Annotated in this window: 15 protein-coding genes and 1 pseudogene; 10 read left to right on the top strand and 6 right to left on the bottom strand. The window is 68.9% G+C overall.

Going from position 1 to position 15,445, the window contains the following annotated elements; translation table 11 throughout:
- Window positions 1-2: 2 nt before the first annotated feature.
- Window positions 3-806, bottom strand: coding sequence for a substrate-binding periplasmic protein (locus AC07OY_RS19450; protein WP_495044266.1), 804 nt, complete (start codon window positions 804-806; stop codon window positions 3-5).
- Between the two features lie 76 nt (window positions 807-882).
- Between AC07OY_RS19450 and AC07OY_RS19445 the strand changes: the two are divergent.
- Window positions 883-1,053: pseudogene (locus AC07OY_RS19445) on the top strand (glutathione S-transferase family protein); the annotation flags it as partial.
- A gap of 1 nt (window position 1,054) precedes the next feature.
- Here the strand turns inward: AC07OY_RS19445 and AC07OY_RS19440 are convergent.
- Window positions 1,055-2,230 (bottom strand): serine hydrolase domain-containing protein, encoded by a 1,176-nt coding sequence (locus AC07OY_RS19440; protein ID WP_495044265.1) that lies wholly within the window; start codon window positions 2,228-2,230, stop codon window positions 1,055-1,057.
- Window positions 2,231-2,270: 40 nt separating this feature from the next.
- Between AC07OY_RS19440 and AC07OY_RS19435 the strand changes: the two genes are divergently transcribed.
- A complete protein-coding gene (locus AC07OY_RS19435; RefSeq protein ID WP_495044264.1) occupies window positions 2,271-3,299 on the top strand; it encodes a DUF3500 domain-containing protein in 1,029 nt (342 codons plus the stop codon).
- Here the strand turns inward: AC07OY_RS19435 and AC07OY_RS19430 are convergent.
- The 4 genes from AC07OY_RS19430 to AC07OY_RS19415 all read right to left on the bottom strand — a co-directional run bounded on the left by AC07OY_RS19430 (window position 3,286) and on the right by AC07OY_RS19415 (window position 6,895).
- Window positions 3,286-4,287, bottom strand: a complete 1,002-nt coding sequence (locus tag AC07OY_RS19430) for an NADP-dependent oxidoreductase (RefSeq protein WP_495044263.1) — start codon at window positions 4,285-4,287, stop codon at window positions 3,286-3,288. The two genes, AC07OY_RS19435 and AC07OY_RS19430, sit on opposite strands and share 14 nt — an antisense overlap.
- Entirely contained in the window at window positions 4,284-5,114 is an 831-nt protein-coding gene (locus AC07OY_RS19425; protein ID WP_495044566.1) for an oxidoreductase, read from the bottom strand. The genes AC07OY_RS19430 and AC07OY_RS19425 overlap by 4 nt, the downstream gene beginning before the upstream one ends.
- Before the next feature lie 149 nt (window positions 5,115-5,263).
- Window positions 5,264-5,869 (bottom strand): TetR/AcrR family transcriptional regulator, encoded by a 606-nt coding sequence (locus AC07OY_RS19420; RefSeq protein WP_495044262.1) that lies wholly within the window; start codon window positions 5,867-5,869, stop codon window positions 5,264-5,266.
- Window positions 5,870-5,872: 3 nt separating this feature from the next.
- Window positions 5,873-6,895 carry a DUF6081 family protein gene (locus AC07OY_RS19415; RefSeq protein WP_495044261.1) on the bottom strand — a complete coding sequence of 341 codons (1,023 nt, stop codon included), beginning with the start codon at window positions 6,893-6,895 and terminating at the stop codon, window positions 5,873-5,875.
- Between the two features lie 491 nt (window positions 6,896-7,386).
- On the opposite strand from AC07OY_RS19415, the gene AC07OY_RS19410 reads away from it, so the two are divergent.
- The 8 genes from AC07OY_RS19410 to AC07OY_RS19375 all read left to right on the top strand — a co-directional run bounded on the left by AC07OY_RS19410 (window position 7,387) and on the right by AC07OY_RS19375 (window position 15,440).
- On the top strand, window positions 7,387-7,860 hold the full coding sequence (locus AC07OY_RS19410; protein WP_495044260.1) for a rhodanese-like domain-containing protein: 474 nt from the start codon (window positions 7,387-7,389) through the stop codon (window positions 7,858-7,860).
- A complete protein-coding gene (epsC, locus tag AC07OY_RS19405; RefSeq protein ID WP_495044259.1) occupies window positions 7,860-8,792 on the top strand; it encodes a serine O-acetyltransferase EpsC in 933 nt (310 codons plus the stop codon). The genes AC07OY_RS19410 and epsC overlap by 1 nt, the downstream gene beginning before the upstream one ends.
- A gap of 34 nt (window positions 8,793-8,826) precedes the next feature.
- Window positions 8,827-9,750, top strand: coding sequence for a family 2A encapsulin nanocompartment shell protein (locus tag AC07OY_RS19400; RefSeq protein WP_495044258.1), 924 nt, complete (start codon window positions 8,827-8,829; stop codon window positions 9,748-9,750).
- The gene (locus AC07OY_RS19395; RefSeq protein ID WP_495044257.1) at window positions 9,725-11,518 is read left to right on the top strand and encodes a family 2A encapsulin nanocompartment cargo protein cysteine desulfurase; all 1,794 of its coding nucleotides are present in this window, start codon (window positions 9,725-9,727) and stop codon (window positions 11,516-11,518) included. The genes AC07OY_RS19400 and AC07OY_RS19395 overlap by 26 nt, the downstream gene beginning before the upstream one ends.
- Window positions 11,519-11,656: 138 nt before the next feature.
- Window positions 11,657-12,559 carry a TauD/TfdA dioxygenase family protein gene (locus tag AC07OY_RS19390; protein WP_495044256.1) on the top strand — a complete coding sequence of 301 codons (903 nt, stop codon included), beginning with the start codon at window positions 11,657-11,659 and terminating at the stop codon, window positions 12,557-12,559.
- 2 nt (window positions 12,560-12,561) lie between these two features.
- Window positions 12,562-13,572 (top strand): ABC transporter substrate-binding protein, encoded by a 1,011-nt coding sequence (locus AC07OY_RS19385; RefSeq protein WP_495044255.1) that lies wholly within the window; start codon window positions 12,562-12,564, stop codon window positions 13,570-13,572.
- Between the two features lie 207 nt (window positions 13,573-13,779).
- Entirely contained in the window at window positions 13,780-14,583 is an 804-nt protein-coding gene (locus AC07OY_RS19380; RefSeq protein WP_495044254.1) for an ABC transporter ATP-binding protein, read from the top strand.
- Complete coding sequence (locus AC07OY_RS19375; protein WP_495044253.1) at window positions 14,580-15,440, top strand: ABC transporter permease; 861 nt, start codon at window positions 14,580-14,582, stop codon at window positions 15,438-15,440. Before AC07OY_RS19380 ends, AC07OY_RS19375 begins: the two co-directional genes overlap by 4 nt.
- The last annotated feature ends 5 nt before the right edge of the window (window positions 15,441-15,445 follow it).

Genomic DNA, 15,445 nt, shown 5'->3' with positions numbered 1-15,445 from the left:
GGTTAGCGAGACCGCACCGAATCGCTGAGGTTCTTGTCGGGGTAGTGGCGCTTGAAGGCCCGCCACGCAGCGCCGGATTTCCCGATGTTCTCAAGCATTTGCAGGGCCTGCTCGCGATCGGCTTCGCTCAGCGACGAGCGGCGGCTCACATAGGCGCCGCTCTCGCCCCAGGGCAGTTCATCCACGGGCTCGGCATGCAGGCGATCAATCCAGGCGCTCAGCTTGGGATCGGTCCGCAGCGCGCCCGTGACGACCGTGGGCGTGATCACCGCCACATCGGCGATGCCGGCGTCGAGGGCGCGGGCCAGTGACACCGGATCGCTGGACTCGATCAGCCGGCCTTGCGCCATCAGCTGCTTGACCAGCGACTGGTAAACCCCGTCGTAGTCATAGCCGCGCACCACCGCCACGCGCAGCTCGCGCCGCTCCAGCAGGTCGGCCACGCTGTGAGCCGGCAGCTGGCGCGACTGCAAGGACAGCAGCACCGCGCGGCTGCGGATCATGGGCACGAAGATGCCATGGGCGTCGCGGCGCGCCGAGCGGCGGGCCGGCAGCAGGATGTCGGCCTGGCCGGTCTCGAACAGCATTTCCTGGCGCGAGCGCGGCACGACCTGGAATTCGACCTTGCAGCCCGTCTTCGCGAGTTCGGACCGCAGCAGCTCCGGATAGATGCCGCCGACCTCGCCCTCCTTGACCGTGACGGCCAGGCCGATGGCCGCCACCGGCACCTGCAGGGCGCGCAGGCATTCGGCCTGGGCCCCGAGCGACACGGAGCCCAGCAGCAAGGCCGCGAGGGTGGCTTTCATGGGGCAAGCGTAATCGAGACGCCTGGAACGGACCTCCTGCTCGGCATCCCTGTCGATCCCGGCCGTGCTCGTTTACGGCAGCTTCAGCGCGGGCGATCTGATGTTGGTGCATGTGCTGCTGCGCCTGCGCTCGACGGGGCTGTTCGGCGAGCTGCCGCGGCTGGCCGCCTGTGTGGCGCGCGGCGAGGCCCGGCCGGCCTACCAGCGCGCCTTCGCGGCCCAGCTGGCGGTGAACCGGCGCGCCTGACTCAGAGCCCGGCGGCCCGTGCCGCCAGCGTGCCCAGTTCGCCATACAGCGGCAGCACGTTGGTGCCGGCCGTCGGATGGACGCGGTTGGACAGCAGCACGAAGAAGCTGCGGCTGGATGGGTCCAGCCAGAAGGCGCAGCCGGTGAAGCCGGTGTGGCCGAAGCTGGTGGGCGGGTAGAGGCTGCCGCGCGGGCGGGCGAAGGGAGAGGCGATGTCCCAGCCCATGCTGCGCTTCTCGGAGAGCTCGGACGGGGATTGGGCCGTCGTCAGCAGGGCCACGCTCTCGGCCGACAGCAGGCGCCGGCCATCCTCGGCCACACCGCCGGCCAGCAGCATGCGCGCGAAGCGGGCCAGGTCGGCCGTCGTCGTGAACAGGCCGGCATGGCCTGCCACGCCGCCCATCTTGCGCGCTGTCGGGTCGTGCACCTCGCCGCGCAACACCTGGCCCTCTCCGTTGAGTCCAGCGAGCTGCTCCGTCGGCGCGATGCGCGCGGCGCTGAAGCGGCGCAGCGGCAGGTAGCCGCTGTCCCGCATGCCCAGGGGCTTGAACAGGGCCTGCTCGGCGAGGTCTTGCAGGGCCATGCCGCCGGCGCGTTCGACGATGAGGCCGAGCAGGATGAAGTTGACGTCGGAGTAGCGGAACTGCGTGCCCGGCGCGGCCGTCGGCGGCAGGGCGCAGGCGATGCGCAGCGCGTCTTCCTTGCCGGCCCAGTCGCCGGCGCCGTTGCGCGGCAGGCCCGAGGGCAGGCCGGAGCTGTGGGTCAGCAGCTGGCGCAGCGTGATGCCGGCCTTGTCGGCGCCGCCGCATCCGGGCAGATAGCGCTGCAGCGGCGCCTCGACGTCGAGCTGGCCGCGTTCGCGCAGCCATTGCACCAGCGAGGCCGTGACGACCGGCTTGGTCAGCGAGGCGGCGTCGAAAAGGGTGGCCTCGTCCAGCGGCTCGGGCGCGGGGAGGACGGCGCGCCGGCCATAGGCGCGGTGGTGGCTGCCATGGTCGACGCGTTCCATCCATAGCGCGGCGCCCGGCAGCTGGCCCTGGGCGATGAAGCGCTCGACGGCCGCGTCGGCTTCGGCCAGCGGCGCGGGCGCAAGGCCGGGGCGATGGGCGCAGCCGGCCAGCAGCGCGGCGGCCAGCAGCGTGGCTGTAGCGAGGGCGGTAGCGAGGGCGGTTCTCATGCGCACGCATTCTCGGGGCTGGTTGCGTTATGTTTGGGGCATGAAGCTCCGCCGTTTGCTGCTGGCCGGGTCGGCCTTCGCCACGTTGCTGCTCGCCGTGCAGGGGCTGCACGCCCAGGCGCCGGCCCAGGCCGCCCGCCAGCTCGTGCAGGCCACGCCGGCGCCGCAGCGGGCCGAGCTGCTGCAGCCCTTCACTGAGGCGGCCCGCGGCGACTGGCATTACACGCCGCGCCGGCGCGCCGGCATCGCCTGGAAGGCCATGTCGCCTGCCCAGCGCGAGGCGGCGACGGCCCTGCTGCGCTCGGCGCTGAACGAGGGCGGCCTGGACAAGGTCAGGTCACTGATGGCGCTGGAGATCGCGCTGCGCCAGCTGGAAGGCTCGGGCAACTGGCGCGACCCCGAGAACTACGCCATCGCCCTGTACGGCGAGCCCGGCGCCGTGGCCTGGGGCTGGCGCCTCGAGGGCCATCATCTGTCCCTGCACTTCAGCCTGGACGGCGACCGCCATGTGGCGACGCTGCCGCAGTTCTTCGGCGCCAACCCGGCCACCGACCCCAAGCAGGGCTTTCGCCTGCTGGGCAAGGAGGAGGACCTGGCCCGCCAATGGCTGGCCAGCCTGACGCCAGCGCAGCGCACCCGTGCCGTCTTCAGCAGCCGCACTTTCGGCGACATCGTCAGCCGCAACGCGGCGCGCGCCCAGCCGCTGGACGCCCTGGGCCTGCGCCTGGCCGACACGGAGGCCGGCCAGCAGGCCCTGGCCCTGAAGCTGATCGCCGTCTTTGCCGATCACCTGCAGCCCGAACTGGCGCAGGCCCGGCTGGCGCGCGTGCGTGCCGAGGCGCTGGACGCCATCCGCATCGGCTGGGCCGGCTCCGTCAAGCCGGGCGAGCCGCACTACTTCCGCATCCAGGGTGCGGGCTTCCTGATCGAGTTCGACAACTCCGGCGGCAACCACATCCACTCGGTCTGGCGCGACTTCGATGGCGATTTCGGCCGCGACGTGCTGGGCGAGCATTACCGCAAGGCCGAAGGCAGCGCGCATCGCCACCGCCCGCCTACCTCACCTTGATCACCACCTTGCCCTTGGCCCGGCCCTTCTCGACATAGGCCAGCGCGTCGTTGGTCGATTCGAACGCGAAGACGCGATCCACGACCGGGCGTATGGCGCCGGCGTCGACCAGCGCGGTGATCTCGCGCAGCTGCTGGCCGCTGGGCCGCATGAACAGGAAGGCGTAGTTCAAGCCAAGGCGTGCCGCCGTCCTCCTGACGCCGGCACTCAACAGGCGCACGACGAGCTTCACAAACCACGGCGAGCCGATGCCCTTCGCGAAGGCAGGATCGGGTGGGCCGGAGATCGAGATGAGGGTGCCACCGGGCTTGAGCACGCGCAGCGACTTGTGCAGCGTCGCGGTGTCCTGGCTGTGCAGCACGACGTCGTAGTCCTGCAGCACCTGCGCGAAGTCGTCCTTGCGGTAGTCGATGATGACGTCGGCACCGAGGCGCTTGACGAGCTCGATGTTGGCGCTGCTGGTCGTGGTGGCGACGGTGGCGCCCACGTGTTTGGCCAGCTGGATGGCGAAGCTGCCGACACCGCCCGAGCCGGCCTGGATGAAGACCTTCTGCCCCTTCTTCAGCTTGGCCACCTCGATGAGGGCCTGCCAGGCGGTCAGGCCCACCAGCGGCAGCGACGCGGCCTCTTCCATGCTGAGGGCCTTGGGCTTGAGCGCCAGGGACGGCTCCCTGACGGCGACGTATTCGGCAAAGCTGCCGATGCGGAAGTCGTCGGGCCGGGCGTAGATCTCGTCGCCAGGTTTGAAACCCTGCACGCGCGGCCCGACCTGGGTGACGACGCCGGCCACGTCATGGCCCAGCACCAGGGGCAGTCGGTAGGGCAGGATGAGCTTGAACTCGCCGCTCCTGATCTTGGCGTCCAGCAGGTTCACGCCGGCGGCATGGACCTGGACGAGTACTTCGTCATCGCGCAGGGTCGGCTCGGGTGTCTCTGCCGACCGCAGTTCGCGGTTCTTGCCGTAGCGGTCGAGGAGGAATGCTTTCATGACGGGTTCGCCAGCGAGGCCGCATCGAGCCGCAGGTCGCGGCGAATGCCGGCATCCACCATGCCTGCGGGTGCGAATCGGCGCAGCATTCGCAGGCGGCTTGCCAGCCTGCCGGCCGTGTAGCGGAGTTTGGGCTGCGCTGCGCTGGCGGCCTTCAACACGACGTCGGCGACGACGCCCGGCTGGTCCGCGGCCGCCATCACTTGCCTGACCCTCTCGGTCACGGCTGCGCGTGCCTCGCGGTAGGCGTCGAGCGTGGCGTCCGGTGCCAGGAAATTCGCGTCGAAGGGGGTCTTGGTGTAGGCCGGCTCGACGACCGAGACCCGGATGCCGCGGGTGCGCAGCTCATGGTCGAGAGACTCGGAGTAGCCTTCGATCGCGTGCTTGGTCGCCGCGTAGAGGGCGCCGTAGGGCATGGGCAGGAAGCCCAGCACGGAGCCGATGTTGATGATGCGGCCGCTGGCCTGGCGCCGCATCTGCGGCAGCACGGCCCGCGTCATGCGGACGATGCCGAAGAAGTTGGTGTCGAAGATGGCCTGTGCCTGCTGGATGGAGCTTTCCTCCGCGCCGGCCGGTGCGACGCCAAAGCCGGCGTTGTTGACGAGCAGGTCGATGCGGCCGTGCAGCGCCACCACCTTGGCCACGGCGGCCTCGACCGAGTCGTCCAGCGTCACGTCCAGGGCCAGCATCTCGAAGCCGTGCTGTCCTGCCTGTCGTCCCTGCCGGCTGGTGCCGTAGACGGCATAGCCCGCCTTGGCGAGGCGTTCGGCGGTGGCCTGGCCTATGCCCGAGGAGGCGCCCGTCACGAGGGCGACCTTGCTGTTCATCTTCATGGTGTTTCCTTCGTCCGCGTGTGAGGTTCAGGAGCTCGCCGGCGTACGCGGAGCGCGCCGGGTCAAGGAGGCTGGAGTTTTATTTCGCATGATGTTCGTCATGCCTATGGGCGAGCCGGGAGGCCGATGTCCATCGGCGCAGTTCAGAGGTGGGTGGGGGTCAGGCGCTTGAGCGCCGCATCGAGCAGGCTGTCCGACAGCGCGGGCTCGTCAACGGCACGCGCCAGCATCAGGGCGCCGACCATGGTGGACAGCGCCACCAGTGCCTGCTCGTGAGCCGCGGGCCGGCCCCAGTCAGGCGACTGGCGCGCGATCAGGTCCACCATGGCCTTGATGTGGCGGGTGGTCACCCGGCGCACCTCGGGGGCCTGGCGCGATGTTTCCGACCCCAGCGCTGCCAATGGGCATCCGAGTTCCACCTGATCGACATGAGCCTTGGAGAGGTAGGCGCCGAGCAGGGTCTGCAGCGTCTTGTCGGGTGGGGTGCGGGCCACGGCGTCGGCCGCAGCGGCGGCCGACTGGGCACAGGCCAGCGCGGCAGCCTCCGCCAGCATCGCCTCCCGGGAGGCGAAGTGGGCGTAAAAGGCGCCGTGCGTCAGGCCGGCTTCTTTCATGATGTCGGCGACGCCCGTACCGTCGTAGCCGCTGCGGCGTATGGCCCGTGCCGCCGCCGCCACGATGCGCTCGTGGGAAGCCTCCTTGGCCGCGGCTCTGGCGTTGGTCGTCGCTTTTGACATGACGACCATCATACGTCACATGAGGCGAAGCCGTCGTGACTTCTTGGCGCGAACCAGCATCAGGCCGGCCACCAGCATTGCCCAGGTGCCCGGCTCGGGCACGGCGGTGACGGTGAAGTTGTCGAAGGTCGCGTCCATGCCCTGGCCGAACAGGCGCTCCGCAACCGGGATGGAGACGGCCAGGTCCGGCCGGTCGGGGTGCTGGAAGGGGTAGGCGTCGAGCAGGCTGAAGAGGCCGTGGCCTAGGGTCAGGTTGCGGATCTTGCCGCCGAGGGCTTCGCCCGGGCCGTAGGACGGGTAGATGCCGGACCAGGCCACGCCACTCTGCTGGTCGAGCGGGATGCCGACGTTGTCGACCTGGGACACCAGCTTGCCGTCGAGGAAGTAGCTGACGCTGCCGGTATCGCTGTAGGTGATGGACACCTCGTGCGGGCCTGGGCCGATGTCGACCTGCTTGATGATCTGTGTGTACATCTTGTCCATGCCGACGTAGTTCGGGTCGCTGGCCGGCAGGCTCGGGTTGGTGACGGCCGACGGCAGGCGTTCGATCAGCGTGAAGGCGGTCGAGCCCGAGATGAACCAGTCGAACAGCTGGCCGGTGGAGAAGTCGATCATGTTCATCACGGCGCCGGCCTGCTGCCCTTCGAGGGCCAGGGCCGAATAGGGCAGGCCGCTCTGGATGTAGCTGCCGTTGATGACACGGCCCGCAGCCTGGGTGTTGTGGGCGGTGGCGGTGATGGTGGAAGAGAAGGTCAGCGAGCCGCCCACCGGCACGGCGAAGGCCTGCGTGCTGGTGGCGATGTACTTGAGGTGGTCGTAGACGCTGAAGTCATAGCCCGTCTGGAAGACCGGTGCCTTGATGGCAAACGTGCCGCCGGAGAAATTGCGCGTGTCGGTGAGGGCCATTTCGCCCAGGCCGTAGGGATTGGCCCATTTGGCGGCATAGCTCGCGATGGCGTAGGCCGGTGTGTCGAAGCTGTCGTAGATGATGGTGTCCGCCGCGGCGTGGCCGGCGGCGAGCGCCAGGGCTACCTTCAATGCCGTGCACCGGAGTGCGGCGCGGGTCCAGTGAATCTGGCTTGAGTCCATGAATTGCCCCTTGATGTGAGGCTTCATTGCCTCTGCGCCGACACTCGGGCATCGCGGGGCGGCCGGTACGCAGGTTTTCCCAGGCATGAGGCTTTTGCTCCTCCTGATTGGGGACAGCCTGGGGCATGACCCGGTGGCGCCTTGACCGGTGGCGCGGCGGGTGTGTTTCACCACAGCTCATGGCCCGTGAAGCTGCCTCCCTCCATTCAGTCGCCAAGTTGACTGCTGAGGGCGCTGCTCAGGCCTTAAGGTCGAGGCTCTTCGTTTGTCTCCTCCTCCCGCACGGGTGGATTCAGCCCTTCGGGCCGGTGCGCCGGTCGAAGGGCTTTTTCTTGGTCTGCAGGCCCTTGCGCGCAAAGCTCATAAACGTCCGCGTTTTGCTTCGTTTGCTGAAAAAGCCCTGAACCCTAGCCTTGCTCGGTTTTCGCATGAGAGCCGACATGAGCACCGTTGCCGTTGATGAACCCGAAGTCCTGGTCCGCGCCCGCGAGGCCGCCCAGGCCGCCGCGCTGCCCTTTGCCGGCAGCGTCGCGCCGCGCGACGCCTGGGCCCTGGTCCAGGCCGGCCGAGCCGTCCTCGTCGATGTGCGCAGCACCGAGGAGCGCCATTTCGTCGGCCATGTGCCCGGCAGCCTGCATGTGGCCTGGGCCACCGGCACCTCGCTGAACCGCAACCCGCGCTTTGCCAAGGAGCTGGACGCCAAGGTGGGCGCCAAGTCCGGCAACGAGCTGCCGGTGCTGCTCTTGTGCCGCAGCGGCAAGCGGTCCGCGCTGGCCGCCGAGGCTGCCACCAAGGCCGGACTGACAGCCGTCTTCAATGTGCAGGAAGGCTTCGAGGGCGACAGCGACGACCACCAGCAGCGCGGCCACTTCAATGGCTGGCGCTTCCATGGCCTGCCCTGGGTGCAAGATTGATGGGCGCGACAGACCCGATCGACGATCTGTCGGGCATCGTCTCGGCCCTGCGCGGCGCTCGCCGCCGCTGGCGCGACGAGCACCGCCGCTGGGGCGATGGCGGCCGCGAGCTGCCGTCGCGCGAGCTGCTGGCGGCCGTCGTGCAGCAGTTGGCCGGCGCGCTGTTCCCGATGCGCCTGGGCCCGCCCGACCTGCAGCCCGAGGGCGAGGACTATTACGTCGGCCACACCCTGGGCGCCGCGCTGTCGCGGCTGCGCCAGCAGGCGGCGCTGGAGCTGGGCCATGAAGCCAAGCTGCGCGGCGTCGAGGCGCCGCCCTTCAACGAGGCGGCCGAGCGCGCCGCCCGTTTCGCCGCCCGCCTGCCCGCCGTGCGCGAGCTGCTGGACAGCGACGTCATCGCCGCCTTCCAGGGCGACCCCGCGGCACGCAACGTCGACGAGGTGCTGCTCTGCTATCCGGGCCTGCATGCGCTGATCAGCCACCGCCTGGCGCACGAGCTCTACCGGCTGGAGCTGCCATTGATCGCACGGGTCATCTCGGAGCTGGCCCATGCCCAGACCGGCATCGACATCCATCCCGGCGCCAGCATCGGCGCGGGCTGCTTCATCGACCACGGCACCGGCGTCGTCATCGGCGAGACGGCGGTGCTGGGCCAGCGGGTGCGCATCTACCAGAACGTCACGCTGGGCGCCAAGAGCATCCCGACCGACGAGGCCGGCCATGCCCACAAGGGCCAGCCGCGCCACCCCATCGTGGAGGACGACGTCGTCATCTACGCCGGGGCCACCGTGCTGGGCCGCATCACCATCGGCCGCGGTTCGGTCATCGGCGGCAATGTCTGGCTGACCCGCAGCCTGCCGCCGGAAAGCCGGATCTCCCAGGCGGCCTCGCAGGCCGATCCGAACTCGGCCTTCCAGTCGCTGAGCGCCTGAACTTTTTACCCCCACCCCCAGGAGTCCATTCCCCATGGCCGAAACGCCCCAACTCGCGCTCAGCGACACCGCTGCGCGGCAGCTTGCGAACGCGACCAAGACCGTCCCCCAGCTCTCCACCATCACGCCGCGCTGGCTGACCCATCTGCTGCAGTGGATCCCGGTCGAGGCCGGCATCTACCGCCTCAACAAGGTGGCCGACCCCGAGGCCGTCAAGGTCGCCTGCGCCAAGCGCGACGAGGCCGAGCTGCCCGTCACCTTCGCCGACTACGACGCCGCCCCGCGCGAATACTTCCTGAATGCGGTGGCCACGGTGCTGGACGTGCACACCCGCGTGTCCGACCTCTACAGCAGCCCGCACGACCAGATCAAGGAGCAGCTGCGCATCGTCATCGAGACGATCAAGGAGCGCCAGGAGTCCGAGCTCATCAACAACCCCGACTACGGCCTGCTGGCCAATGTCGCGGATGAACAGCGCATCTCGACCATCACCGGCGCGCCGACGCCCGATGACCTGGACGACCTGCTGAGCAAGGTCTGGAAGGAGCCGGCCTTCTTCCTGACCCATCCGCTGGGCATCGCCGCCTTCGGCCGCGAGTGCACCCGCCGCGGCGTGCCGCCGCCCACCATCAGCCTGTTCGGCAGCCAGTTCCTGACCTGGCGGGGCATCCCGCTGATTCCCAGCGACAAGGTGCCGGTCAACGACGGCAAGACCAGCATCATCCTGCTGCGCGTGGGCGACAAGCGCCAGGGCGTCGTGGGTCTCTACCAGCCGGGCCTGCCGGGTGAGCAGGGGCCGGGCCTGTCGGTGCGCTTCATGGGCATCAACCGCAACGCGATCGCCTCCTACCTGATCAGCCTGTATTGCTCGCTGGCGGTGCACAGCGACGACGCGCTGGCGGTGCTCGAAGACGTGGAAGTGGGCAAGTACCATGAGTACCCTGACACCTACCGCTGACGTGGCCGAGAGTCCTTTCGACGTCGCCGCGCTGGGCCGGCTGGCCAACGAGCTGTTCGGCAGCTTGAACGGCGGCTCGCTGCCTGCGGCGCAGCCGCTGCAGTGCGCGGGTGGCCTGAATGTGCCTGCCAACCCCTTGCCGCCTGGCCTGCCCAGCGGGCCGCTGCCCCAGTCCACCACCACGCAATTCGGCGGCTTCGGCGCCGCCGCGCCGGGGCTCAACCTCGCGCCCACCGGTCCCGACCATGTCGCCGCACTGGTGCGCCCGTCGCCCGCCCGCGCACCGCACGCGCAGGCCGGCAACGGCGTGCCCGATGTGCTGCTGACCAGCGTGCCCGGCATCGACGGCCGCAGCGGCGGCCAACTGCTCGGCGTGCCTCAGCAGATCGAGCCGCCGCAACGCGAAGCCGTGCCTTCGGGCTACTACTTCGTCGAGCCGTCGACGGTGTCGCAGCAGCCTTCGCTCTATGTGCTGGACCTGCAGCGCCACCCCGGCGCACATGGCCATCACGCCGGCGAACTGCCGCACAAGCATCAGCTGCAGGGCCAGCGCGTGCCCTTCGATGTCAATGCCATCCGGCGCGACTTCCCCATCCTGAAGGAGCGCGTCAACGGCAGGCAGCTCGTCTGGTTCGACAACGCCGCCACGACGCAGAAGCCCCAGGCCGTCATCGACCGGCTGAGCTATTTCTACGAGCACGAGAACAGCAACATCCACCGCGCCGCCCATACGCTGGCCGCGCGGGCGACGGATGCCTACGAAGCTGCCCGCAAGACGGTGGCGAGCTTCGTCAATGCGCGCTCGGCCGACGAGGTCATCTTCGTGCGTGGCGCCACCGAGGCCATCAACCTGGTGGCCAACACCTGGGGCGAGCAGCATGTGGGCGAGGGTGACGAGATCGTCGTCTCGCATCTGGAGCACCACGCCAACATCGTGCCCTGGCAGCAGCTCGCGGCGCGCAAGGGTGCTCATCTGCGCGTGATCCCGGTGGACGACACCGGCCAGGTCATCCTGAGCGAGGCTCAGAAGCTCATCAATTCGCGCACCAGGTTGCTGGCCGTCACCCAGGTCAGCAATGCACTGGGCACGGTGGTGCCGGTGCAGGAGCTGGTCGGCCTCGCGCAGCGCCAGGGCGTGACGACGCTGGTGGACGGCGCGCAGTCGGTCTCCCACCTGGCCGTGGACGTGCAGGCCATCGGCTGCGACTTCTTCATCTTCAGCGGCCACAAGATCTTCGGCCCCACCGGCATCGGTGCGGTCGTCGGCCGCAAGGAGGTGCTGGACGCCATCCCGCCCTGGCAGGGCGGCGGCAACATGATTGCCGACGTGAGCTTCGAGCGCACGGTGTTCCAGCCGGCACCGGCGCGCTTCGAGGCCGGCACCGGCAACATCGCCGATGCGGCCGGGCTGGGTGCGGCGCTGGACTATGTCTCGCGCATCGGCCTGGCAGCCATCGCCCGCTACGAGCATGACCTGCTGGCCTACGCCACCGAAGCCATCCGTCCGATCAAGGGCGTGCGCCTCATCGGCACGGCGGCCGACAAGGCCAGCGTGCTGAGCTTCGTGCTGGCCGGGCATGAGACGGCGGCCGTGGGCAAGGCGCTGGCCGAGGAGGGCATCGCGGTGCGCTCGGGCCACCACTGCGCCCAGCCCATCCTGCGCCGCTTCGGCGTGGAAGCGACAGTGAGGCCGTCGTTCGCGTTCTACAACACCTGCGACGAGGTCGACCACCTCGTCTCCGTGGTGCGCCGGTTGGCCAGGGCCTGACGAGCTGACGCTCCAGCAAGGCGCAATGCAGCCGTGCATTGCGCCTTTTTCGTTGGGCGCATAACCGTCCTTGTTTTGCTTCGTTTGCCGAAGAAGGTGGCGGCCCTAGCCTTGTGTGGTTTTCGCATGAGGGCCACCATGAGCGCCACAGTTTTCGAGGAAGCCGCTGCCGTGGCAAAGCCAACCTCTTCACGCATCGAGATCCGCCGCATCGAGGGCAGCTTTGCCGCCGAGGTGCTGGGGCTGGACCTGAGCCAGCCGCTGGCGGACGAGGATTTCCGCCGCATCCACCGCGCCCATCTGGATCACCATGTGCTGGTCTTCCGCGACCAGCGCATCACGCCCGAGCAGCAGATCGCCTTCAGCCGCCGCTTCGGCCCGCTGCAGATCCATGTGCTGCACCAGTTCCACCTGCAGGGCCACCCGGAGATCCTCATCGTCTCCAACATCGTCGAGAACGATCAGCCGGTTGGCCTGGGCGACGCCGGCCATTTCTGGCACTCCGACCTGTCGTACAAGGAAACGCCCAGCCTGGGCTCCATGCTGCTGGCCCAGGAGCTGCCCAGCGTTGGCGGCGACACGCTGTTCGCCGACCAGCACCGGGCCTGGGATGCCTTGCCCGAAGGGCTCAAGCAGCGGGTGCGCTCCCTGAAGGCCGAGCACTCCTACCTGGCCAAGTACGAGGAGCTGCGTGAGCGCAGCCCCTGGCGCCCCAAGCTCAGCGACCAGCAGGTGGCCCAGGTCAAGCCAGTCGAGCAGCCGGTGGTGCGCACCCACCCCGAGACGGGGCGGCTGGGTCTTTTCGTCAGCGAGCACTTCACGACCCGCATCGTCGGTGTGACCGAGGACGAGAGCCGCGAACTTCTGGCCGAGCTGTTCAGCTACGGCACCCTGCCGCAGCTGCAGTACCGCCACCGCTGGCAGCCCCACGACATGGTGTTCTGGGACAACCGCTCCGTCACCCATCTGGCCGCGGGCTGCCCGCCCGAACTGCGCCGTCGCCTGCACCGCACCACCATCGAGGGCGACAAGCCTTTCTGAACATGAAAATTCGCAACACCCTGCGCCGCCTGGCGCTGACGACACTTTTTGCTGCCCTGCCGCTCGCCGCCCAGGCCGAAGGACGCATTCGCATCGCCGAGCAGTTCGGCATCGTCTATCTGCTGCTGGACGTGGCCAAGGACCGGGGGCTGATCCAGAAGCACGGCAAGGCGCAAGGCCTGCCCGAGGTGCAGGTCGAGTTCGTCGAACTCTCCGGCGGCGCGGCTGTCAACGAGGCGCTGCTGAGCGGCGGCATCGACATCGCCGGTGCCGGCGTCGGGCCGCTGCTGACGATTTGGGACCGCACCAACGGCAAGCAGAACGTGCGCGGCGTCGCGTCGCTGGGCAACTTCCCCTACTACCTCGTCAGCACCAATCCCGCCGTCAGGACGATTGCCGACTTCGGCGACAAGGACCGCATCGCCACCCCGGCGGCCGGCGTGTCGGTGCAGTCGCGCATCCTGCAGCTCGCTTCCGCCAAGCTCTGGGGCGATGCGCAGTTCAACAGGCTCGACAAGCTGCAGGTCGCGCTGCCGCATCCGGAGGCGACGGCGGCCCTGATCAAGGGCGGCACCGAGGTCAACGCGCATTTCGGCAACCCGCCTTTCCAGGACCAGGTGCTGGCCGGCAACCCGCAGGCCCACATCGTGCTGAAGAGCTATGACGTGCTGGGTGGGCCTGCCTCGGCCACGGTGCTCTACGCGACCGAGAAGTTCCGCAAGGACAACCCCAAGACCTATCGGGCGTTCACGGATGCGCTGGCTGAGGCTGCGAAGCTGGTCAAGGCCGATCCCGAGAAGGCGGCCGACATCTATCTGCGCACCAACAAGAGCAAGGTCGACCGCGCGCTGCTGCTGAAGATCATTCGCAACCCCGAGGTGGATTTCAAGCTGACGCCGGAGAACACCTTTGCGCTGGCGGATTTCATGCACCGCGTGGGCGCGATCAAGAACAAGCCGGCGTCGGTGCGGGATTACTTCTTTGACGATGCGCACTTGGCCGGTGGCAGTTGAATTGGCGGCGTCGCGATGGTGTGCGGTTCAGGGCCTCTTCTTTGGTGACTTTGGCTTCGCCGCAACTTCGTTGTCTTCTGGACCGCAGAAGAAAACCGAAGGTTTCGCCAAAGTTACCCGGCCGCCGGGACGGACTCCCGGCAATGCAGCGATCAGCTACGTGCCTTCACCGAAGCAAACCGGTCCGTCAACCAGCGTCGACAAATCATGAGCGCCACCGACCCGCAGGAACACGCCGCGCTCGCCGCAGCGCCACCTCCTCCCCTGCTGCAGGTCCGCGACCTGAGCCTGGAATATCGCAGCGAGAACCGCACCGTCCGCGCCACGCACGAGGTGTCCTTCGACGTTCAGCAGGGCGACCGTTTCGTCCTCCTCGGCGCCTCCGGCTGCGGCAAGAGCAGCCTGCTCAAGGCCGTTGCCGGCTTCCTGCCGCCCCGTTCTGGCGAGATCCTGCTGCAGGGCCGTCCCATCACCGAACCCGGACCCGACCGCGTCGTCGTGTTCCAGGAGTTCGACCAGTTGCCGCCGTGGAAGCGCGTCATCGACAACGTCGCCTTCGGCCTGCTCGCCTCCCGCCAATGCGGCAAGGCTGAAGCGCGCGAACGCGCCGCGCAGGCGCTTCAAACCGTTGGCCTGGCGCGCGCGGCCGACGCCTTCCCGCACCAGCTTAGCGGCGGCATGAAGCAGCGTGTCGCCATCGCCCGCGCGCTGGTGATGCGCCCGCGCGTGCTGCTGATGGACGAGCCCTTCGCCGCGCTGGACGCATTGACCCGCCGCAGCCTGCAGGAAGAGCTGCTGCGGCTGTGGAACGAGCTCGGCTTCACGCTGCTCTTCGTCACCCACTCGATCGAGGAGGCGCTGCTCGTCGGCAACCGCGTCCTGCTGCTTTCGCCCCACCCGGGCCGTGTGCGCGCCGAGCTGGACGCCGAAGCCTTCAACTTCGCCAGCGCCGGCAGCGCCGCCTTCCAGGCACAACAGCAGCGCATCCATCGCCTGCTGTTCGAAGCATGAGCTACGTCCACCGCCCCGAGTTCGAGCGCGAACTGCCGCCACTGCCCGCCTTCGCCGCCGTCGCGCCGCTGAGCGCCGCCCAGCGCCTGTGGCAGCGCGACGGCATCCGCCAGATCGTCGTCCTTGTGCTCATTGCCTCGCTGTGGGAGCTCGCCGCTCGCTGGGCCGGCAACGACCTGCTGCTGCCCGGCTTCCTGCAGGCCGCGCAGGCCTGGTGGGACGACCTGCGCAATGGCGAACTGCTGGTGCGCACCGCCGCCTCGCTGTCGCTGCTGCTGCAGGGCTATGCGCTGGGCGTGGTGCTGGCGCTGACGCTGTCGGCGCTGGCCGTCGCGACCCGGCCCGGGCGCGACGTGCTCGTCACGCTGACGTCCCTGTTCAACCCGCTGCCTGCCATCGCGCTGCTGCCGCTGGCCCTGCTGTGGTTCGGCCTCGGCTCCGGCAGCCTGGTCTTCGTGCTCGTGCATGCGGTGCTGTGGCCGCTGGCGCTGTCGACGCTGTCGGGCTTCCAGGGCGTGCCCGAGACCCTGCGCATGGCCGGCCGCAACTACGGGCTGCGCGGACTGCGCTATGTGCTGCAGATCCTGGTGCCGTCGGCCCTGCCGGCCATCCTGTCGGGACTGCGCATAGGCTGGGCCTTCGCCTGGCGCACGCTGATCGCGGCTGAACTCTTTTTCGGTGCCTCGTCGGGACGCGGCGGCCTGGGCTGGTACATCTTCCAGAGCCGCAACGAGCTGATGACCGACCGCGTCTTCGCCGGCCTGGCCACCGTCGTGCTGATCGGCTGGCTGGTGGAGCGCTTCGTCTTCGACACCGTCGAGCGCCTGACCGTCAGGCGCTGGGGTGTGCAGCGCTGAAGCCT

The organism is Roseateles sp. GW821-FHT09H10 (assembly GCF_059415865.1).
This window is presented reverse-complemented; position numbering and strand designations above follow the sequence as displayed.

Excerpts from the sequence above, each read along its gene's own strand:
- AC07OY_RS19440 (WP_495044265.1), bottom strand. The coding sequence starts at position 2,230 with ATGAGAACCGCCCTCGCTACCGCCCTCGCTACAGCCACGCTGCTGGCC.
- AC07OY_RS19425 (WP_495044566.1), bottom strand. The coding sequence starts at position 5,114 with ATGAACAGCAAGGTCGCCCTCGTGACGGGCGCCTCCTCGGGCATAGGC.
- AC07OY_RS19400 (WP_495044258.1), top strand. The coding sequence starts at position 8,827 with ATGGCCGAAACGCCCCAACTCGCGCTCAGCGACACCGCTGCGCGGCAG.
- AC07OY_RS19430 (WP_495044263.1), bottom strand. The coding sequence starts at position 4,287 with ATGAAAGCATTCCTCCTCGACCGCTACGGCAAGAACCGCGAACTGCGG.
- AC07OY_RS19410 (WP_495044260.1), top strand. The coding sequence starts at position 7,387 with ATGAGCACCGTTGCCGTTGATGAACCCGAAGTCCTGGTCCGCGCCCGC.
- epsC (WP_495044259.1), top strand. The coding sequence starts at position 7,860 with ATGGGCGCGACAGACCCGATCGACGATCTGTCGGGCATCGTCTCGGCC.
- AC07OY_RS19390 (WP_495044256.1), top strand. The coding sequence starts at position 11,657 with ATGAGCGCCACAGTTTTCGAGGAAGCCGCTGCCGTGGCAAAGCCAACC.
- AC07OY_RS19420 (WP_495044262.1), bottom strand. The coding sequence starts at position 5,869 with ATGATGGTCGTCATGTCAAAAGCGACGACCAACGCCAGAGCCGCGGCC.
- AC07OY_RS19435 (WP_495044264.1), top strand. The coding sequence starts at position 2,271 with ATGAAGCTCCGCCGTTTGCTGCTGGCCGGGTCGGCCTTCGCCACGTTG.
- AC07OY_RS19375 (WP_495044253.1), top strand. The coding sequence starts at position 14,580 with ATGAGCTACGTCCACCGCCCCGAGTTCGAGCGCGAACTGCCGCCACTG.
- AC07OY_RS19450 (WP_495044266.1), bottom strand. The coding sequence starts at position 806 with ATGAAAGCCACCCTCGCGGCCTTGCTGCTGGGCTCCGTGTCGCTCGGG.
- AC07OY_RS19380 (WP_495044254.1), top strand. The coding sequence starts at position 13,780 with ATGAGCGCCACCGACCCGCAGGAACACGCCGCGCTCGCCGCAGCGCCA.
- AC07OY_RS19395 (WP_495044257.1), top strand. The coding sequence starts at position 9,725 with ATGAGTACCCTGACACCTACCGCTGACGTGGCCGAGAGTCCTTTCGAC.
- AC07OY_RS19385 (WP_495044255.1), top strand. The coding sequence starts at position 12,562 with ATGAAAATTCGCAACACCCTGCGCCGCCTGGCGCTGACGACACTTTTT.